The organism is Marinobacter sp. NFXS9 (genome assembly GCF_040148665.1).
Classification (GTDB): Bacteria; Pseudomonadota; Gammaproteobacteria; order Pseudomonadales; family Oleiphilaceae; genus Marinobacter_A; species Marinobacter_A mangrovi.
This window is the reverse complement of sequence record NZ_JAGDDW010000013.1, coordinates 19253-39940: the sequence shown is the minus strand read 5'-3', so window position 1 is coordinate 39940 and position 20688 is coordinate 19253. Positions and strand designations below refer to the sequence as shown.

The window sequence follows — 20688 nt, the reverse complement described above, 5'->3', positions numbered from 1 at the left end:
TTGCCAAATATTCCGGTGTGCGTCTTTCAGGGAAAGGTCCGCCCTTTCCGAGAGAGGGCGGCCTGCTTGTTGTCAGTTCAGCCGTTGAAACGCTGGAAGACCAGCGAGGCGTTGGTGCCACCGAAGCCAAAGCTGTTCGACATAACGCGGTCCAGATGAGCTGACTTTGCCTCAGGGCCAACGATCGGCATATGCGCAATTTCCGCATCCGGTGAATGGTAGTTTTTGGTCCCGGCGATGTAACCGTTCTGCAGCATCAGCAGCGAATAAATCGCTTCGTGGACACCGGCCGCACCCAGGGAATGGCCGGACAGCGACTTGGTCGAGGAAATGGCCGGAATATGCTCGCCAAACGTCTTGCGAACCGCGCCCATCTCGGCCACATCGCCCACGGGCGTGCTGGTGCCGTGTGCATTGATGTAGTCGATCTTGCCGTCGACCGTGGACATAGCCTGATGCATACAACGCTGGGCCCCTTCGCCGGACGGCGCGACCATGTCGTAGCCGTCGCTGGTCGCGCCGTAGCCGACCAGTTCGGCGATGATGTTGGCGCCACGCTGTTTCGCGTGTTCCAGCTCCTCGACCACCAACATGCCGCCGCCACCGGCGATGACGAAGCCGTCACGGCCGCTGTCGAAGGGGCGGGAGGCCGTCTCCGGTGTGTCGTTGTACTTGGTGGAGAGGGCACCCATGGCGTCGAACAACATGGTCAGGGTCCAGTCTTCCTCTTCGCCGCCGCCGGCAAAGACGATGTCCTGTTTGCCGGCCTGGATCTGTTCCATGGCGTGCCCGATGCAGTGGGCGCTGGTGGCGCAGGCCGAGGACATGGAATAGTTCACGCCGCGGATCTTGTAGGCCGTGGCCAGACAGGCGGATACGGTGCTGGTCATGATGCGCGGCACCATGTACGGCCCGATGCGCTTCACGCCGCGTTCGCGCATGATGTCCACGGCTTCCACCTGACTGGAGCAGGAGGCGCCGCCAGACCCGGCGATCAGGCCAGTGCGGTCATTGGAGATCAGGCTCTCGTCGAGCTTGGCGGATTCGATCGCCTCCTGCATGGCCAGGTAGCTGTACATTGCGGACTGGCCCATGAAGCGGCGTACCTTGCGGTCGATCACCGACGTGTCGACATCGACCGAGCCGGAGACCTGGCTGCGGAAGCCCTGGTCCCGATAGGTTTCGTTGAAGCGAATGCCGGAGCGGCCTGTCTTCAGGCTGTCATTCACCGCTTCGATACTGTTTCCCAGGCACGACACGATACCCATGCCCGTGATCACAACACGTCTCATTGCAGTCTCCATCCGTGACGTGGTCGAAAATGATGACTACCATTCTAGAGCCTGGCTGGCCGCCTACGGAATGTGACCTTGGTCGAGCGACCGTGTTCCCGGAAAAACTGACTACAGATTCAACTTTGTCTAGACTTGCACCGACTCATTGAAACAGACCCTGGCATGTTCGTTGTCGTCAGATCACTTATTCTCGTCGTTATTATAGGTTTACTGTGCGTCGCCCGTGTTGCGTCCGCAGCTCTTCCACCGGCGCCCGTACTGGATATCTCGCATCTGGGTAACCAGCTCCTTCGTTCTCCGGCGGAATTTCTGGTCACCCCTCAGGCCACCACGCTGGATCAGTTGCCCCTGGACCGGTTCCGGCCGCTCACCGACCGGGACGTCAATCAGGGCATCAGTGACCAGGCTTTCTGGGTGCGCGTGAGACTGCGAAACGATGCCGACCGGGCCCGGCGCTGGGTATTGAGTCACGAGACCTCCTATCTCGACCTGATGACGGTCTACTGGGTCGATAACGGTGGGCCGCTGCATACGCTGTCGCTCACCGACCGCGCGCCCTACCACAGCCGCCCCCTGAACTACCGCACGCTGGCGTTTCAGCACGTCACGCCTCCGGGCGGGTTCACAACGCTTCACCTGCGTCTGGCCTATGAAAAACCGGACAGTGTCAGTCTGAACATCAAACTCGATGAGGCCGACCGGTTTGCGGCGCAATCGCGGCAGTCGTATGCCATTTACGGGATGTATTACGGCGCCATGCTGGTGCTGGTGTTCATTTCACTGATCGGGGCCTGGCTGCTGCGTCAGTGGTTGTTCTTCCAATATGCCGTGTTCCTGGTGGCCAGTACCCTGATGTGGGCGCTGCTCAACGGATTCGCCTTCCAGTTCCTCTGGCCGCAATCGGTGTTCTGGCACAACGAAGGCTTCCACATTCTCTATTTGTTGATGGCGGCCAGTGCCTTCCAGTTTTCCCGCAGCTTCCTGCGGACCCGGCAGCGCTTTCCGGGCATCGACCGGACGATCAGGGGCATCCAGGCGGTCATGGTGCTGGGCATTCTGATGCGATTTGCCGGCCTCTATGAACCGGTGCTGGTACTGTCATTCATCGGCTTGATCTCGTTGATCCTGCTGGCGCCGTTGGGGTTCTGGGCCTTTCGCCAGGGCCAGCACTACGCGCGCTGGTACGCCATTGCCTGGGTGATTTACGGCATCGGTCTGGCCCTGAGCGTGGTCAGTGCCGGCACGCCCTGGCTGCATTGGGGCATGGAGTCGCTGGGGTTTGCCCAGGCCGCCGGCGTGCTGGAAGCCTTGCTGCTGCTGGTGGCCCTGGGCGAACGGCTTATGGGCTGGGACCGCGACCGCCGCCTGGCCCTGCGCATGGCGCACCAGGATCCGCTGACCGGACTCAATAACCGGCGTGGATTGAACATCGCCTATGAGACCTTTCGTGAACGATTCGAGCAGACCAGCCTGCCGGTGTTCCTGGTCCTGATCGACCTGGATCACTTCAAGGTCATCAACGACACCTATGGCCACGAAGCCGGGGATCACGTGCTGGTGGATCTGGCGAACATGCTGACGCGCACCTGCCGGCCGACGTTTGTATCCGGTATGGTGGGGAGGAATTTGTCCTGCTAATGCAGGTGCCCTCGGAAGATGTGGCCCTATCCATCGCCGACCGGATCCGGCTGGACTTCGCGGAACACCCGACGGAGTATGAGGGGAGCGCCATCACCCACACATTGACGGCCGGGATTGCGCCGATCTTCGCGGCCGACATTCAGTTGTCGCCGCAGCAAATGATCCGGGACGCCGACCGGGCCCTGTATGAGGCCAAGCGGGAAGGGCGCAACCGCTGCCGGCTGTATCGGGGCAAGCACCGGTAACCACCGTACAGACACGCCGAAAGGAGTGCCCCATGTCGACGGATTCGATCCTCAACTCTCTGCTGACCCAGGCCGGCCTGCCGTCGGCGAATGAGCGCCCTGGCATGGGCGGCGGCAGTATCAACGACGCGTTTCGTGTCGTGCTTGAGAACGGTGAGACGGTCTTTCTCAAGGTTCATCGGGCGCCTCCGGCCGGCTTCTTCGAGGCCGAAGCGGAGGGCCTGCGAGCCCTGTCGGCCACCGGAGCGATCCGGGTTCCCCGGGTGCTGGCCGTGTCGGATCAGGGGCTCTTGCTGGAGTGGGTGTCCGGCCCGCCCGGGCCGGATTTTGGCCGCAAGCTGGGCGAGCAACTGGCACAGATGCACCGTGTCACAGACAGTGCCTTCGGTTTTCCCTGCGACAATTACTGCGGCCTGACTCCCCAGCCCAATCCGCGCCTCGCGGACGGTTTCGCCTTTTTCGGCGAGGCCCGGCTGTTGTTCCAGGCCCGTCTTGCCCGGGATAAGGGGCTGCTGCCCGCGGCCGATGTGCGCCAGGTGGAAACTATTGCCCACCGCCTGACCGACTGGATTCCGGAGCAGCCGCCCAGCCTGATCCACGGCGATCTCTGGAGCGGCAACATCCACGCCGGTCCGGGCGGCGAACCGGTCCTGATTGACCCGGCGGCCCACTTCGGCTGGGCGGAAGCGGACCTGGCCATGACCACATTGTTCGGTCGACAGTCCGAAGACTTTTACGCCGCTTATGCCGCCAATGCCGATCTGGCGCCGGATTGGGAAGAGCGAGTGCCGCTCTACAATCTCTACCACCTGCTCAATCATCTTAACCTGTTTGGCGGCGGCTACCGGTCGTCCGTACGATCGGTGCTCACGAGATTCTCCGGCTGACCGAGCGGACACAAAAAAGCCAGCATCGTGATGCTGGCTTGGGTCGTGCCATGAGGCCGGTTATTCGACGGCCTTCAGCGGAATGAGGTTTTCGTCCTGCTCTGGCTTGGGCACCGCCGGCATGGCCAGGCCCAGGTTGTTCTGTTCGAACACCCGGTCGGCGCGATAGCTGGAGCGGACCATGGGGCCGGAGGGAACTTCCATAAAGCCTTTCTCAAGGCCGATTTCCCGATAACGGTTGAACTCTTCCGGCGTGACGTAGCGTTCAACCGGCAGGTGGTTCGGCGTGGGGCGCAGGTACTGGCCCAGGGTCAGGATATCGACGCCCACGGCACGCAGGTCATCCATGGTCTGGAGGATTTCCTCGTCGGTCTCGCCCAGGCCCAGCATGATGCTGGTCTTGGTGAGGACGTCCGGGCGGTGCTTCTTGGCGTGTTCCAGTACCTTGAGGGTTTTCTCATAGCCGGCACGCGGGTCGCGCACGTAGTGGGTCAGGCGCTCGACGGTCTCGACGTTCTGGGCGAACACATCCAGGCCGGAATCCACAACCGCTTCGATGGCGGAATGCTCGCCGTCGAAGTCCGGGGTCAGGGCTTCCACGGCCACTTCCGGCGTGCGGGCCTTGATGGCGCTGACGCAGGCGGCGTAGTGGGCGGCGCCGCCGTCGTCCAGGTCGTCCCGGTCGACGGAGGTCAGCACGATGTAGCGCAGGCCCATCAGTTCGACGGATTTGGCGGTGTTTTCGGGCTCTTCCTGGTCCAGCCAGCCTTTCGGGTTGCCGGTATCGACCGCACAGAACTTACAGGCGCGGGTGCAGACCGACCCCATCACCATGATGGTGGCGGTACCGTTGTTCCAGCATTCACCGATGTTGGGGCAGTGGGATTCCTGGCAGACGGTGCTCAGCCGGTGCTCTGCGACATTGCGGCGCACGGCGTCGAAGCGCTCACCGCCAGGCATTCGGGCGCGCAGCCAACTGGGTTTGCGGCTGACCGGTGTGTCCGCGTTGCCGGACCGTTTGATGCCGTCCTTGATGGCCGAGAATCCTTGCTCGCTGCGGTATTTTGAACCACTGGTAATGCGATTGCTGGCGCCATCAGTCATGGGGAATGCTGCTCACTACGGTTGGAAAAGGGGGAATCCATCGCTACGGGCCGGAAACGCCGGGGCGTATTGCATCGAGGTCCGTGCTCGTTAAAGGTTAAAGATTGCACGGGATCCTTACAAGCCATCTACGGCTAATGTCCCATGGGATCGGTAGGTGAATACCGAAAACACAAGACGGCAATGCTGTGCTATCCGGCGTTATTATACCGGCATCACCCAAGGGGACATACCGTCGCGGATGACCCTGCGAAGGCCGAGCATGCCTCGGTCAATGGCGGCCTGGGGGTGTTCTGTCTCGGTGGTTACCATATACGACGGGTAGGGGAATGCCGGCGCATTGGGCACCCGGAACAGCCGGCCCTCGTCCAGCAAGCCGCGGATGGCCCGCTCCCGGAAGTAGCCCGCGCCGCCGGCGGAGAGAATGTAGCTCAGCCCCATGGGGCCCATGCCCACGAAAATGCCGGAGCGTTTCAGGGAGGGAAAGGCCTTATCGTGGTGGGAGGAGAATTCCGGCCCCCAGTCCACGTAGACGTAATGTTCGTTCTCCGCCGTCGAGCCCGACGGATCGGTGGTCACCATGATCAGGCGCTCTTCCTCGAGCATCTCCACCACCAGGCCAGGGTGATACAGCGGCGAGTACACGACGGCGATATCAAGGATCCCACGCTCCACCTTGCCGATCAGGCTGGCCGAGTCTCCGACTTCGGCCCGCACGGCAATCTCCGGGCAGTTCTTGCGCATCCACACCAGCCAGTTCAGCAACAGCGGATTCCACAGGCTCAGCTCGCCGCCGACGGAGAGCACATGCTCGTGCTCGGTGGAGACGTTGACGTCGTGTCGGGCGCGCTCCCACACCTGCAGGATCGACATCGCCGACGGCATGAACCGATCCCCCTGGGGGGTGAGGCTGGCGCCGTGCCGACCGCGCTCGAACAGGGCCTGCCCCAACTGGGTTTCCAGTGAGCGGATACGGGCGGTGACGGTGGTCTGGGAAATGTTCAGCCGGTCGGCGGCTTTCACGAAGCTGCCGGTTTCAGCCACGACCAGGAACGTGCGTGCAAGTTCGGTGTCCATACATCCTGCATTCAATCAGAAATATTGCTCAATAATAGCAATATAAATCAGTTTTTGTGAGTGAAAGTCGATGCAATAATAGCGCGCTAACGATTTCGCACGTTCGGGTGGAGTTATGTAATGGGTAAACACGATGATGTACTTGCTTCATCTGCCACGCACGTCCTGAACCAACCGTCCTCTGCACCGTGCCTTGCCAATGAATTTCCCGAAGCCTACGGCTGGTCCACCAAGGATCCCGGCGAAGGGCGTCTGCGGGCATTGCGTAACAGTCTGGCACGGGTTCTGGGTTGGGGGATTCCGGACCGGCTTTCCCGTCAGCGTCGGCAGTTACTGGAAGACATGGCCGCTCTTTTCGAGCACCGCACCTACGGGGCGGAAGTGAATCTCGAGAAACGCCATAACACCTGGAAAAAGATCTACCTCGTCGAGTACGGCATTGCCCGTCTCTATCGCAAGAACGAGGACGGTCGTGTCAGCATTCACCACTTCTTTGACGAAGGCAGCGCCATCTGGCCGGTATTTGCCCGGACCCGCTCCGAGCGCAACACCCTGTGCCTGACCACCGTCACCCCGTGCACTCTCTGGGAGGCGGATTTCCTGCCGTTCCGTGAGTGCATCAAGCAGGACGGTGAGGGCGCCTGGGCCCAGTTCGCCCTGGCCCTGATGGAAGAGCTGGCCGAGCGCTCCACCATGCGCGAGTTCGAGCGCCAGACGCTCAGTGCCGAAGAGCGCTACCAGATCATGGTGCGCGACTATCCGGAACTGGTCGAGCGGGTGCCGGATTACCAGCTGGCCGCCTGGCTGGGTGTGGCCACCGCCACCTACTCCCGCCTGAAGAACGGACGCAGCCGCCGCGTCTGAGACGTCGCCGACCGGGTCTCCCGGCGCGCCGTACCCTGTTCGGGATCGCAGCCCTTCGCGATCCCGGATGGCTTTACCGGCAATATGTCAGAAAGTGGTCAGCCCCACATGCGAGGCAGGACATCGGTTTTGTCCGCTCGGCGCCGGTGATGGATAACAAATGCAATATGGCCAATGATGGTCAGCAGCAACAGCCAGCCCAGCCAGCTGTGAAGCAGATTGGCCGGTGTGGTCATCCAGCCGATTTCATCCCCTTCAAAACCTGGAAACAGGGGAAGGCCGAAAGGCTCGAATGGCTTGCCGGAGCCATACTGGCGCAGCAGTGCGAGGGAGGGAATGATCAGCAGTAGCAGGTAGATCCCCAGGTGACCGAGTTTCGCCAGCTTGTTGATGCCTGCCGGCCTGTTGGCCAAATTGGACAGCGCCCAAAGGGCCCGGATCACCACCAATACCAGCAGTAGCAGTCCCATCGGCTTATGGGTTCCCCACAGGAACGACTCCAACGGGGTGTCCTTGATCAGGGCGTGGGCTATCGCACTCAGGAACTGCCAGAAAATCAGCAGCGCCATTCCCCAGTGCAAAAAACGGCTGACCTGCCCGTAACGCTCCGTGTTGTCTCTCATCGCTTGTACCCTCTGATCGTGGCCGTTGGCCGCAACGCCCAGCCACTTGCTGCTGGTAGCTCGTTGGCCGGCGGCGACCGGAAAAGTGGTCCTTCTGGCGCCAATGCCGCTTTTGGACAACTGTGTGTCGTATCCGATTAGGCAGCCACAGGGATTCGGATTCAGATTGAATGCAGGCTGGTTTCTCAGGGTAGCCCGGAATGCAGCCTGATTCATCCTTCAGTGGCCGTCAGGCCCCAGCAGCGGGGGAAGAGCATGGCAAAACTTCCGGAAAGTGCAGATGTTGTTATCATCGGGCAGGGTGGCATCGTCGGTGCCTCGGTGGCCCATCACCTGATCGAGCAGGGCTGGACCAACATCGTCGGCCTGGAGAAATCCGCCATCCCGACGGACATCGGGTCCACCTCCCACGCTTCCGATTTCTGTTTCACCACCTCTCACGATAAGCTCAACGTCTACACCACGAAATACAGCCAGGCGTTTTACGCCAAGCGCGGTAATTACCTGAAAAAGGGCGGTATGGAAGTCGCGCACATTGATGACGACGAGCGCATGGCGGAGCTGATCCGCAAGGTGGGCTCGGGTCGCGCCTTTGGCACCAACGTCAGCATGATCACGCCGGCCCAGGCCAAGGAGTTGTTCCCCCTGGTGGACGACACCAAAATTCAGGGCGCCCTGTGGGACCCGGATGCGGGGTTGGTGGTGCCACGCTCGCAGACCGTGGCGGGGGATCTGGTGGACGAGGCGGTGGCCAGCGGCCATCTGCAGGCGTTTGCCAATACGCCGGCGCGGCGCATCGATGTCAAGGACGGCATCGTCCAGGGAGTGGAAACCGACCGGGGGTACATCAAGACCAAGTACGTCGTGCTGACCATCGGGATCTGGGGCCCGTTGATGGCCCGCACCGCCGGGGCACCGCTGCCGTTGATGCCGGTGGAGCATCCCCTGCTGTTCTTCGGACCCTATGAAGCACTCAAGGGTACGGGGCAGGAGCTGGTCTGGCCGCTGTTCCGCGACCAGGGCAACTCCGCCTACGTGCGCGACACCGGCGATCCGTCCACCACTGAAGGCGGGCACATGGAGTGGGGCTACTACGAGCATGAAAACCCACGGCTGGTCTACGCCTGGGACATCGCCGAGCCGGGCGAGGCGCGGCTGTCGCCCTCCATGCGCGACCTGTCACTGGAGCAGGTGATGCACGCTTATGAGAAGGCGATCGAGATGACGCCGATCCTCGGTGAACTGGGCTGGGAAGAGAAGCGCTCCTTTAATGGCTTGCTCTCGGTGACACCTGATGGCGGCTCGATGATTGGCGAAACACCGGAAGTGCGGAATCTCTGGTTCTGCGAGGCCATCTGGGTCAAGGATGGTCCCGGTGCCGGCAAGCTGCTGGCGGACTGGATGACCACCGGCCGCCCGGAAATGGATCCGCACAGCGTGGACATCGCCCGCTTCTATCCGGCCCAGAAAACCTCCCGCTACGTCTACGGCCGCTGCTATGAAGTGGCGAAGAAGATCTATACGCCGGCCGTCCACCCACGCGAACCCTACGAAAGCGGCCGGCAGTTGCGAACGAGTCCGTTCTATCTACGGGAAGTCGCACTGGGTGGCTACTTCATGGAAGCGGCCGGTTGGGAGCGGGCCCACGGTTACCAGTCTAACGAGGCCACATTGCTGGCCAGGTACCGGGACCGGATTCCGGTGCGGGAGAACGAGTGGGACGGCCGGCATTTCTGGGACGTGTCCAACGCCGAGCAGCTGGAGATGAGCGAGAACGTGGGCATGATCAACCTGTCCCATTTCGCCATCTACGACGTCTCCGGCCAGGACGCCGAGGCGCTTATGGAATATTTGTCGGTCGCCAGGGTGGGCGGCACCACGCCGGTCGGCAAGGGCGTTTATACCCACTTCCTGGATGGCCAAGGGGGGATTCATTCCGACCTGACCATTATCCGACTGGCCGAGGATGCGTATCGGGTGATCTGCGGCGGCGATACCGGCCACCGGGATCGGGTCTGGATCCGACGCATGGCGGAAGAGCGGGACCTGACCCGCTACCGGCTGGACGACCGCACCGATTCCCTGGCCACCCTGGGCCTTTGGGGGCCGAAGGCGCGGGAGACGCTGGCCCAATTCCTGGATGATCCGGACGAGCTGTCCAACGACCGTTTCCCGTTCGCCACAGCCAGGGAGATCTGGGTGCAGGGCATTCCGGTCTGGGCGTTCCGTATTTCCTATGTGGGCGAGCAGGGCTGGGAACTCTACGTACCGTTCAGCTACGGCCTGGGATTGTGGGATCTGTTGTTCGAAGCCGGAGTAACGCCGGTCGGTATCGAAACCTATGCCAATACCCGGCGTCTGGAAAACAGCCTGCGCCTGCAGAACGTGGACCTGGAAACCGAATACAACCTTTATGAAGCGGACCTGGCCCGCAAGAAGGTCAAGGAAGCGGACTTCCACGGCAAGGCGGCCTACCTGGAGCAGCGCGAACGACCGGCCCAATCCGCTTATCTGTGTACCCTTACGATGCTGGAGAACCGGGACGCCAAAGGCGTGGCTCGCTATCCGGTGGGGCAATGGCCGATCCTCGATCCGGAAACCGGCGAAGTGCTGGTGGACAGCGAGGGGCGGCGCTCCTACAACACCAGTGCCGCCTTCGGGCCATCGGTCGGCGAGATGATCCTGCTGGGCTACATCCCCCGCGAATACGCTCAGGAAGGCCGGGAGCTTCTGCTGGAATACTTCGGTGAAAGATACCGAATCCGGATTGAGTCGGTGGGTTATCGGGCGCTTTATGATCCGGACAATGAAAGGATGCGGTCCTGAGACGGTCACTCGGGGCGTCGTCATGGGCCGGCTGACCGGGACACGCTGTAAATACGTCCCTGTACGCTCGACTGGGGCCATCCATGGCCCCAGACGGTCCCGCTCACCCGGCCCATGACGCCGTTCGAACCCCAGCGGGATCTATTCAGGATGTCGCAGACGAACAGGTGCGGCGCGAATTCTGTCGCATCTGGACCATGCCCCAAAACAGTGCCGTCATAAACTGGCCCCGGAGTCTACCGGAAAGCCGTTGGTCGATAAGTCATTGCGCCTGATTCGTGTGAGGCTTATTGTCGAGAAAGAGGTCTAGCAAGGACCACAGCGTCCTCAGGGGTAAGGGCATGACTGGCTCGACCAACGGCGATGCAGTTAGCTGCGCAACCCGGCCGTATCGGGTGGGCTTCCTGCTGATCGAGAACTACACCCTTATGGCCCTGGCCAGCGCCATCGAACCCCTGCGCATGGCCAATCAGCTCACCGGTTCCGAACTCTATACCTGGCAATTGCTCTCCATTGACGGCCAACCCGTCCACGCCAGTGATGGCGTTACCCTGGTTCCCGATGCCGCGACCGGCACATCCCGGGATTTCGATCTGGTGCTGGTGGTGGCCGGTATTGATGTCACCCAGAGCTTTTCCAGTCGCGAAGTCTCCTGGCTGCGCAGTCTCGCCCGTAAACAGGTGACTTTGGGTGCCCTGTGTACCGGGGCCTATGTGCTCGCCAGTGCAGGGCTGCTGGACGGTTACGGGTGCAGCGCCCACTGGGAGTGCCTCGCCGCCCTGCAGGAAGGTTTTCCCCGCGTGCACTGCAACAATCGCCTGTTCACCGTCGATCGCGACCGCATGACCTGCACCGGCGGCGAAGTGCCGCTGCACCTGATGCTGAACCTGCTGTGCAGCCGTCACGGGCAGCCCCTGGCCGATGCCATTTCCGATATGTTTGTATGCGATCGGATGCGCGAGGACAGCGAGCAGCAGCCGGTCCCCCTGCGCCACCAACTGGCGGTGGCCCAGCCCAAGCTGGCGGAAGTCGCCCAGCTCATGGAAGCCAATATCGAGGAACCGATCGAACTCAGGGAACTGGCGCAGCTGTCTGGGATTTCACGGCGGCAGCTTGAACGGCTGTTCCTCAAGCACCTGGGCTGTACACCCTCGCGCTACTATCTCAAGTTGCGACTCGACCGGGCGCGGCGGCTGCTCAAGCAAACGTCCTGTTCCATCGTCGAAATCGCGTCCATGTGTGGCTTCGTCTCGGCCACTCATTTCAGTCGCTGCTACCGCAAGTACATGGGAACGCCACCGCGATCGGCGCGGGCCAACGTGCGCCCGATCCACGCCATGGATCAGCCCGCACCGATGCAGGCCTTCGAACTCCGCTCGCCCGCATCGGAAGCGCTCCAGCGCGCCCGGGCCGAACCCACGTTCGGGGTCTTTACCTACACGCCGCTGCCGGACGATCAGAAGTCTGGCAGCGGCACTCTCTGAATACTCTCTACACCAGCCCGTAGACGTCGCCTTCCGCATTCAGCCCCATATCAAGCGCCGCCGGATGCCGTGGCAGGCCCGGCATGGTCATGATGTCACCGCAGACAGCCACCACGAATCCGGCGCCCGCACACAACCGGACTTCCCGAACTGGCAATACATGCCCGCTCGGAGCGCCCCGCAGCTTGGGGTTGGCGGAAAAACTGTACTGGGTCTTGGCGATACAGACCGGTAGGTGGCCGAAGCCAAGCTGTTCGTACTCTTCCAGTTGGCGTGCTGCGTCCGGCGAGAAGTCGACACGGGCCGCGTCGTAGAGCCGCGTAGCAATGGTTTCGATCTTCTCCGTCAATGGCAGTTCATCGGGGTAGAGCAGCTGGATGTCGGGCGTGCCGCTGTCCATCTGATCCAGCACCGCCTGGGCCAGCTCGCTGGCGCCGGCGCTGCCTTCGGCCCAATGCCGGGCCGGGATGGCCTGCACGCCCCAGTCGGAGCAGATGGCCTGGATGGCGGCGACTTCGTCGTCGCTGTCACTGGGGAAGCGGTTGATGGAAACCACCGGCGTCAGCCCGAACTGGCGCAGGTTGCGGATATGTCGCTGCAGGTTATCGGAGCCGGCATAGACTGCCTGCACATCCGGCTTGGCCAGTTTGTTTCGAGCGGTGCCCGCCTGCATCTTGAGCGCCCGAACCGTACAGACCAGCACCGCCGCATCCGGCCGTAGCCCACTCTGGCGACACTTGATGTCGATAAACTTCTCCGCCCCCAGATCGGCGCCGAAGCCGGCTTCCGTGACAACAACATCGTTCAGGCTCAGGGCATAGCGGGTGGCCATGACCGAATTGCAGCCGTGGGCGATGTTGGCAAACGGACCGCCGTGGATGAACACCGGGTTGTGTTCCAGACTCTGCACCAGGTTGGGTTGCAGGGCATCCCGCAGCAGGATGGTCATGGCGCCTTCGGCGCCCAGGTCGCTTACAGTGACCGGCGACAGGTCGCGGCGACGGCCGACGATGATCCGGGCCAACCGCTGGCGCAGGTCGGCCAGGCTATCCGCCATGCAGAGAATGGCCATGATTTCCGAGGCCACGGTGATGTCGAAGCCGGTTTCCCGGGGCAGCCCGTGTGCCGCGCCACCCAGACCGATGATCATGTTGCGCAGGGCGCGGTCGTTCAGGTCCATCACCCGGCGCCAACTGATGTAACGGGGATCCAGCCCGGATTCGCTGCCCCAGTGGAGGTGGTTGTCGATGATTGACGCCAGCAGGTTGTGGGCGGCGGTGATGGCGTGGAAGTCGCCGTTGAAGTGGAGGTTGATGTCCTCCATCGGAATCACCTGCGCCCGCCCGCCACCGGCGGCCCCGCCTTTCATGCCGAAGCACGGGCCCAGCGAAGGTTCGCGCAGGCACACCGAGGACTTCACGCCCAGCCGGTTCAGGCCATCGTTCAGGCCCACGCTCGTTGTGGTCTTGCCTTCGCCCGCCGGCGTCGGTGTCACGGCGGTGACCAATACCAGCTTGCCGTAGGTGGCCGGGTCTGGCAGCCCCAAGTGCTTCAGGTTGAGTTTGGCCTTGTAGTGGCCGAAAGGAATCAGGCTGTCTGCTGGCAGGCCAAACCGCTGTTGCGCCAGTAGCAGGATCGACTGGGGCTGGACCGCGCGGGCGATTTCGATGTCTGGCGTGCCGGGTGGTGGCAGTTCCGGCTCGGCCGGCGCAACGGAGGCGGATTCATGGTATGGAGCGGACATGGGGTGTCCTCCTTGCCGTCAGGCTCTGCCCGGGGAAGCCGCGCAGCCGGGCGTTTCGCTGCGCAGGTCCTCGAGCCACCGGGAAGCCCGCTTCAGGCCACCGAACGGGAACAGGTGAATGCCCTTGAACAGCGTGAGCGGATGCGCCACTCGATACTGCGCCAGGGCTTCCACCAATCCGTCCGGCGTCCACGAGCGCAGCAGTCGGGCGGTCTCCGGGTGGCGCATCAGCGCCCGGGCTGAGACCCCGACACCGCATTGGGCGGCGTAGGCCATCAGCGTGCGCAACTTGGTAGGGCCGGCGATACCGAAATAGACCGGCAGCGGCGCCAGATGGTCGCCGGCCGTCTGCAGCCAGTCGGTAAAGCTGTCGGCCTCGAACGCGAACTGGGTGGTGACCCACATCCGTGTCCGGGTGGTTGCGGCATAGTCCCGCTTGATCTGCAGGGCCTGCATCAGGCTGGGATGGTCCGCCGACGGATGGCCCTCCGGATGGCCGGCCACACCCAGGGCGAAGGGGTAGCGGGTCAGCAGTCCGCTCTCCAGCAAGGCCAGGGTGTCCTTGAAGGGGCCGACGGGATCGCCGTTATCGCCGGCGATCACCATCAGTTTGTCGACGCCCAGCGCACCCAGGCGCTCCAGCCACTCCTGGCCCTGTCCGGCGCTGGCAACCGCCCGGGCCGGAAAGTGGGGGACCGGGTTGAGCCCGACGGCCCGAAGCTGGCCGCAGGCTTCGATCGTGTCGTCGTAGCGGGCCTTGGGCAGGAAGGGAACGTAGACGGCGGTGCCCGGTGCAAGCCAGCGGCTCAGATCGTCCGTGGCCAGGATCTGCCGGGGCGTCAGCTCTATGGACGCCGACCGGGCGAGGACATCCAGTTCCTCTCTGCAAGCCGTGTCGGCGTCGGGATTGGTCATCGTTTCATGGACAAGTTGCATGGCACGCTCACCACCTGTCTTTAGGTCTGTTTAATCCGCGAAGTCGATGCCTTTGGCTTTGGCCCGTTCCCGCGCGTTGGGGTTGACCGACGGCCGGAAAGGCACGTCCACGACTTCCGCGTTGACTTCCAGGTTGCCGTCCGCCCCGACATACTCCGGCGGCAACTTCACCGTCAGGCGGGTGCCGATGTCGCGCAGTTCGTAGGGCACGTAGCCGAGGGCGATGTTGGTTTCCAGCTCCGGGGAGTACCAGGGCGAGGTGACATAGCCCACCGGCTCCTCGCCGGCCGCCTGGCTGATCAGCCAGAAATCGTTGGCGTAGTCTGTCACCGGCGCGCCGTCGAAGCGCAGCCCCACCATGATCTGGCGGAAAGGTGGGTTGCCGGCTTCCATCTGGGCGCGGACCTCTTCGAGTCGCTGCTTGCCGATGTAGTCGGCTTCTTTATTGCGGGGCACCTGATAGGCCAGGTTGCACTGGAACGGCAGGGTCTCCTGGTCCACATCCTGGCCCCAGGACAGGATGCCGGCCGCGATGCGGCGATGGTGAGCCGGCGCGATCACCCGGAGGTTGTGTTTCTCGCCGGTGCGCAGAACCGTGTACCACAGGTCCTCGGCATGCAGGGTGGCGTCGCGCAGGTAGATCTCGTAGCCCTTCTCGCCGGTAAAACCGGTCTGGGAAACGATCACGTCGTGTCCGGCCACCTGACCGGCCATCAGGCCATAGTAGGGCAGCTCGCTGACGGCGTCGCCGAACAGGTCCACCATCAGGGCCTCGGATTTGGGGCCCTGGATCTGCACCGGCGCCACATCGATCTCGGCAATGTTGACGTCGAAACGTTTGCCGGTGTTGACCCCGCGCAGCCAAAGTTCCAGGTCGCTGTCGGACAGGGAGAACCAGAATTCGTCCTCGGCAATCCGCAGCAAAACGGGGTCATTGAGAATGCCGCCTTCCTCGTTACAGAGGATGACGTACTTGCCGCGCATGGGCTTGATCTTCGTGGCGTCGCGGGTGATGACGTAGTTCACGAACGCCTCGGCCTCCGGGCCTTTCACCTGGATTTGCCGTTCCACCGCCACATTCCAGAGGGTGACGTCATGGATCAGGGAGTCGTACTCCACCATGGCGCCGCCTTCTTCCGGATGCACGTAGCCGCGGGGGTGGTACATGCGGTTATACACGGTGGCGCGCCAGCAGCCGGATTCCACCGACAGGTGCCAGTAGGGTGATTTGCGCACCCGCGTGGAAATCAGCATTTCCACCGGCGTGGGGCCGGACTGGCGCAGATTGATGGGAACCCGGCGGTCGGATTGGTCGACACTCTGTGGGTGTCGCGCCGCGCCGGCACGTTGCTGTGGATAATCCAACAGGGCCTGCTCGAACTTGATCGCCATCGCCGCCTCCTCAGGGTTTGTGCGGTTTTCGATGGTTTCAATGTGAGCGTTATTGCGTCGGCCAGCGTGGACAGAGGCGACATGGAAAAGACTGAAAGCGGCACCGGCCGGCTCACGATGGACGCCAGCCGGTGGAGGGCGAGGCGTTATCCGGGGCGGTACATCTGGAAGCGCTGGGCCTCTTCCACCTGGAAATAGTCCGCCGGACCGCCGCCGCGCAGGATTGGCTGGGCCGCGGCCGTGTCGTAAATGCCGTCCTTCAGCAGGTGCTCGGCAATATGGACCCCGACGACTTCACCGAACACCACCCAGGTGTCGGCCAGCTGGCCGTCGGCCCCCGCCAACTGCAGAACCTGACTGACTTTGCACTCCAGCGACACCGGACTTTCGGCGACCCGGGGGACGTTTACCACCCGGGACGGTTCCGGCGTCAGACCCGCCAGTTCAAACTCATCCACCTCCGGCGCGACGGCGGCGCAGGACGCATTCATCGCCTCGGCCAGCGGGCGCGTGGCCAGGTTCCAGCAGAACTCGCCGGTGGCCTGGGCATTCCGCACGGAATCCTTGTAGCCAATGCTGGAGAAGCCGACGATCGGCGGGTGGTAGTTGAACGCATTGAAGAAACTGTAGGGCGCCAGGTTCAGGATGCCGTCGGCGCCGCGTGTGGACACCCAGCCAATCGGGCGCGGCGCCACCAGCGCATTGAACGGATCGTGGGGCAGCCCGTGGCCGCTGGCGGGTTCATAGAAATACATCGAGTCGGTCATAACGCCTTCCTGAACAGTGAATGGGAAGCGGGAATACGCACAGTGCCTGCAGTGTAACGGAAGTCGGCCGACGCCGAGGGTGTCAGTGGCGGCCGCCTTGGCCTGCGTCAAGCCACATCCGGTATCCCACCACGCCAAGTACGACGATCGCCGCCAACCAGATTGCGACAACCGCCATGCCGGCCCGGCGACTGACCGGCCTTCCGTTTTTAAAGGCGTCGCGGGCGCGGGCCCGACAGTCCGACATCACCGCTTTCGGCACCAGCCGGATCGCCAAAGCCATCCCCAGTGGCAACAGGATGATGTCATCCAGATAGCCCAGCACCGGAATGAAGTCCGGGATCAGGTCGATGGGGCTCAGGGCGTAGGCCACTACAATCGCGACGACGGCCTTCGCCAGCCATGGGGTGCGTGGATCCCGGGCTGCCAGATACAACGCAAGGGTGTCGGATTTCAGGCGTGAGGCGCTCTGTTTCAGCTTCTGAATCAAACACATGGTGACACGGTGCTGGTTTTTACACGGGCTGGAGACTGACCGATTGTCGGTTAATGACGTCCAAATTGAAATCGTTGTCGTAGCCCATTGTGTCGAGCAGTCATGTTGTAGAACAACCCCAATAACCTGTGAGGGCAACACCAATGAAAGGGTTAGGAAGAGCGATACTTCTGTTCGCCATGGCGTTCTCAATGGCGGGTTGCGGCAGTGATAACGATACGAAAACCACGTCTGTCACGGTTTTCCATGCCTCATCCGATGCGCCCGCCGTCGACGTGCGACTGGGCAGCAAGGTGGTGATCAGTGATGCGGACTACAAGGCAGCGGGTAAGTTCCGCGTGAGAGGCACCGGTGAGCTGGCTGTCGATGCGATCCTGCCGGATGGCAGTACCACGGAAGTGATCGGCCCGCAGTCGATCAAGGCCGACAGCTCCGGAAAGGTCTACGATGTCTTTGTCATCGGCAAAGTGGCCGACAGTACCCTGGAGTCCCTGGTCGTGACCGATGAACCGGAGGCGACCCCATCGGATTCAGTGCGGGTCCGGATCGCCCACTTGGCCTCGGATGCTCCGGAAGTGGATGTCTATGTGACCGCTCCGGGGGCTGATTTGTCCAGCTTGTCCCCCGTGGCCACCGTCGCCTACAAAGACGTTACCGGCCCGCTGAACGTACCAGCCGGGGATTACCAGGTGAGGGTCACTGCGGCTGGCGGCAGTACTGTGGTTTACGACAGCGGCACCGTCAGCCTCGCCGGTGGTTCGGACCTGTTGGTCGGCGCGGTGAACAACACCAACTACGGTGATTCGCCCATCAGCCTGATTGTCGAGGACGATGGCGACGTTTCCGAACTGGTGGATACGGATGCCGGTGCCGGACTACGGGCCGTGCACAATTCCTATAACGCGCCGAACGTCGACATCTACCTCGGCGCGATCGGCGGCACACCGGCCATTTCCAACCTAGCGTTCCCCGATGCGGCTCCCGGCGCGGACTTCGGCAATTACGCCGGGGTGGTGGCCGAGAGTACGGAGGTTTCAGTCACCGCCACCGGGGATACCAACGCGGTCGTCAGCGACACCTACGACCTGGCCAATGGCAGTGCCTACACCGTGCTGGCGGCCAATGCGCTGGCCCAGATCGAGCTGCTGGCTTTCTCGGATGATGATCGTCGCGCCGTGGCCACCGAAGCCAAGTTGCGGGTTATCCACGGTGCCGGCCAGGCCCCAAACGTGGACGTCTACCTGACGGCGCAGGGAGCGGGTGGCATTGGCAACGCCGATCCGGTGTTGAGCGATGTCGCCTTCGGGGAAAGTTCTGGCTATCTGCCGGTGGCGGCGGGTGACTACGACGTCTATGTGACGGCCGCCGGTACCGGCACCGTCGCGATCGGCCCCGTGTCCGTGACGCTGGAAAACGGGGGCGTCTATACGGCGGTGGCCCGAGAGGCGGCTGATTACGGCTCCAGCGGCGCCTTCACCGTGACGGGTCTGGATGATCTGGCCGCGCCCTGAGGCGGGGGGCCAACGTCGTCAGGCCAATCAAGGCGTCACAAAAAGCCCGGGAGCCGAATGGCCCCGGGCTTTTTCTGTTCAAGGGTGGATGATGCTCAGACCCGGAACTGCGAGACGATCGACTGCAGTTCATTGGCCATCCGCGTCAGATCCTGGCCGGCAGTCGCCGTTTCCTCTGCACCCTGGGCCGTCTGCTCCGACATGGTATTGAGCTGCACGATGTTCTTGTTGATTTCTTCGGTCACGCCTACCTGTTCCTCCGACGCGCTGGCAATCTGGCGCGTCATGTCCTGGATGCGTGCCGTCACTTGGGTGATGGTGGTGAGCTGGGAACCGGCCTCGGACGCGTAGTCCACCGTGCGGCTGACCTGCTGGCGGTTGCTGTCCATGGAGGCGACCGCCTTCTGGGACACCGACTGCAGCTGGTGGATCATGTCGTCGATTTCCTTGGTGGACTCGTGGGTCCGGCTGGCCAGCGCCCGCACCTCATCCGCCACCACGGCGAAGCCGCGCCCCTGATCGCCTGCCCGGGCTGCCTCGATGGCGGCATTCAGGGCCAGCAGGTTGGTCTGTTCGGCGATCGCCTGAATCACTTGCAGCACATTGCCGATGGTGGTGCTGGTTTCCTCCAGCTGGCGAATGGCCTGGGCCGACGTCTCGATGTCGTCCGCCAGTTTCGAGATTTCCTGGATGCTTTTTTCCACCGTGGCCCGGCCGCCGTTGGCGTGATCGCTGGCCTCGTTGACCGACTGGGCGGTGTCACTGATGTTCCGGGCGATGTCCTGGGCGGTGCTGGCCAATTCGTTCATGGCGGTGGCGAGCTGCTCGGTTTCCGAGGACTGCTCGTCGATGGTCCGGCTGGTCTGTTCGGTGATCACCGCCATTTCCTCGGAAGCGGCCGCCAGCTGCGCGGTGATGGCGGAGATCTGGCTGATCATGTCGAGCAGTTTCTGGCGCAGGCCATTCATGGCGTGCAACAGCTCACCGACTTCGTCCTTGCTGTCCACATTGATTTCCTGGGTCAGGTCGCCGGACGCCGTGACGATGGCCCGGCGGATACCTCGCACAATGGCGTTGGCCACCACCCAGCTCACCAGCAGCCCCACAAGGGTACTGACGACAATCAGCGTGGTCAGGGTGCCCAGCGCCGCCTGCTCGTGCCCTTCCGCCACTTGGGCGCTGCGCTGGGTGAAGCTGGCTACGTCCTCGTGCAGCGCTCCCAGTCCATCGTCCAGCTGGCTGGCGGCTCGGTCGATGTCGTCGGTCAGGTTGCCAGCCCGTTCCATGTCGCCCGCTGCAAAAGCCGCGAACGCCTGATCCACATGCTGCTCAAATCGATCATGGGCCGACGCAATATCCTTGAGTTGTTGGCGCACGGTGCCGAGTTCCTGCCGCAACCGGGTGTCTGCGCCTGCACCCGGATCCGCCGCCATGGTCCGGGCCTGGCGAATCTCTTCATCGATTTCCTGGGAAAGGGCATCGAAGCGATCACGTGCCATGGCCAGGGTCTCGTCGCCGCCGTCACCGGAGAGTGCCGCGCGATAGCCCGTCTCATAGGCGATGGTCTGGCGCAGTTGGTGCTCGGTGATGCGGGAGAGTGAGCCGGCCAGGGGGATGTCCTTGTCCGACACCAGGGCCAGTTCCTTGCCGATGCCGGAAATGGCATAGAGGGCGTAGCCGGAACTGGCCAGGAAGATGATCAGGATGGTGACGGCAATCCCGACAATTTTGGTTTTCAGGGAAAACTGGTTCAGAAAAGCATTCACGGACGGTTCTCCAGACAACAGCGCTTGGCC

General features: G+C 62.7%; 15 protein-coding genes and 1 pseudogene. 6 read left to right on the top strand and 10 right to left on the bottom strand.

Translation table 11 applies throughout. The annotated features are described in order from the left end of the window. Positions 1-77: 77 nt before the first annotated feature. Positions 78-1292: a beta-ketoacyl-ACP synthase I gene (fabB, locus tag J3364_RS17555; protein ID WP_349559530.1), complete on the bottom strand. Its 1215-nt coding sequence runs from the start codon at positions 1290-1292 to the stop codon at positions 78-80. A 165-nt stretch (positions 1293-1457) separates the two neighbouring features. Between fabB and J3364_RS17550 the strand changes: the two are divergent. Both J3364_RS17550 and J3364_RS17540 read left to right on the top strand, forming a co-directional pair. Continuing rightward, positions 1458-3181 (top strand): annotated as a pseudogene (locus J3364_RS17550) (sensor domain-containing diguanylate cyclase). 32 nt (positions 3182-3213) lie between these two features. Then, positions 3214-4068, top strand: coding sequence for a fructosamine kinase family protein (locus J3364_RS17540; protein WP_349559527.1), 855 nt, complete (start codon positions 3214-3216; stop codon positions 4066-4068). Between the two features lie 60 nt (positions 4069-4128). On the opposite strand, the gene lipA is transcribed toward J3364_RS17540, so the two are convergent. Together lipA and J3364_RS17530 are read right to left on the bottom strand one after the other, a co-directional pair. Then, positions 4129-5172, bottom strand: a complete 1044-nt coding sequence (gene lipA, locus J3364_RS17535; protein WP_349559526.1) for a lipoyl synthase — start codon at positions 5170-5172, stop codon at positions 4129-4131. Positions 5173-5376: 204 nt separating this feature from the next. Then, on the bottom strand, positions 5377-6249 hold the full coding sequence (locus tag J3364_RS17530) for a LysR family transcriptional regulator (RefSeq protein ID WP_203142464.1): 873 nt from the start codon (positions 6247-6249) through the stop codon (positions 5377-5379). Between the two features lie 120 nt (positions 6250-6369). On the opposite strand from J3364_RS17530, the gene J3364_RS17525 reads away from it, so the two are divergent. Then, positions 6370-7113 carry a Crp/Fnr family transcriptional regulator gene (locus J3364_RS17525; protein ID WP_203142465.1) on the top strand — a complete coding sequence of 248 codons (744 nt, stop codon included), beginning with the start codon at positions 6370-6372 and terminating at the stop codon, positions 7111-7113. Between the two features lie 98 nt (positions 7114-7211). Here the strand turns inward: J3364_RS17525 and J3364_RS17520 are convergent, their stop codons facing one another. Next, the gene (locus tag J3364_RS17520; RefSeq protein ID WP_349559525.1) at positions 7212-7736 is read right to left on the bottom strand and encodes a cytochrome b; all 525 of its coding nucleotides are present in this window, start codon (positions 7734-7736) and stop codon (positions 7212-7214) included. A gap of 255 nt (positions 7737-7991) precedes the next feature. Between J3364_RS17520 and J3364_RS17515 the strand changes: the two genes are divergently transcribed. Together J3364_RS17515 and gbdR are read left to right on the top strand one after the other, a co-directional pair. Continuing rightward, entirely contained in the window at positions 7992-10562 is a 2571-nt protein-coding gene (locus J3364_RS17515) for a GcvT family protein (protein ID WP_349559524.1), read from the top strand. 341 nt (positions 10563-10903) lie between these two features. Next, entirely contained in the window at positions 10904-12046 is a 1143-nt protein-coding gene (gbdR, locus tag J3364_RS17510; RefSeq protein WP_349559523.1) for a choline metabolism transcriptional regulator GbdR, read from the top strand. A 7-nt stretch (positions 12047-12053) separates the two neighbouring features. On the opposite strand, the gene J3364_RS17505 is transcribed toward gbdR, so the two are convergent. The 5 genes from J3364_RS17505 to J3364_RS17485 all read right to left on the bottom strand — a co-directional run bounded on the left by J3364_RS17505 (position 12054) and on the right by J3364_RS17485 (position 17381). Further along, complete coding sequence (locus tag J3364_RS17505; protein ID WP_349559522.1) at positions 12054-13790, bottom strand: formate--tetrahydrofolate ligase; 1737 nt, start codon at positions 13788-13790, stop codon at positions 12054-12056. An 18-nt stretch (positions 13791-13808) separates the two neighbouring features. Beyond that, positions 13809-14726, bottom strand: coding sequence for a methylenetetrahydrofolate reductase (locus J3364_RS17500; RefSeq protein WP_349559521.1), 918 nt, complete (start codon positions 14724-14726; stop codon positions 13809-13811). A gap of 30 nt (positions 14727-14756) precedes the next feature. Then, positions 14757-16118: a glycine cleavage T C-terminal barrel domain-containing protein gene (locus tag J3364_RS17495; protein WP_349559520.1), complete on the bottom strand. Its 1362-nt coding sequence runs from the start codon at positions 16116-16118 to the stop codon at positions 14757-14759. Positions 16119-16264: 146 nt separating this feature from the next. Further along, entirely contained in the window at positions 16265-16885 is a 621-nt protein-coding gene (locus J3364_RS17490) for a flavin reductase family protein (RefSeq protein ID WP_349559519.1), read from the bottom strand. Between the two features lie 82 nt (positions 16886-16967). Beyond that, positions 16968-17381, bottom strand: coding sequence for a YkvA family protein (locus J3364_RS17485; RefSeq protein ID WP_349559518.1), 414 nt, complete (start codon positions 17379-17381; stop codon positions 16968-16970). A gap of 143 nt (positions 17382-17524) precedes the next feature. Here J3364_RS17485 and J3364_RS17480 point away from each other — a divergent pair, with 143 nt between their 5' ends. Further along, complete coding sequence (locus J3364_RS17480) at positions 17525-18892, top strand: DUF4397 domain-containing protein (protein WP_349559517.1); 1368 nt, start codon at positions 17525-17527, stop codon at positions 18890-18892. A gap of 95 nt (positions 18893-18987) precedes the next feature. Here J3364_RS17480 and J3364_RS17475 read toward each other — a convergent pair whose 3' ends face one another. After that, the gene (locus tag J3364_RS17475) at positions 18988-20658 is read right to left on the bottom strand and encodes a methyl-accepting chemotaxis protein (RefSeq protein ID WP_349559516.1); all 1671 of its coding nucleotides are present in this window, start codon (positions 20656-20658) and stop codon (positions 18988-18990) included. Positions 20659-20688: the final 30 nt, after the last annotated feature.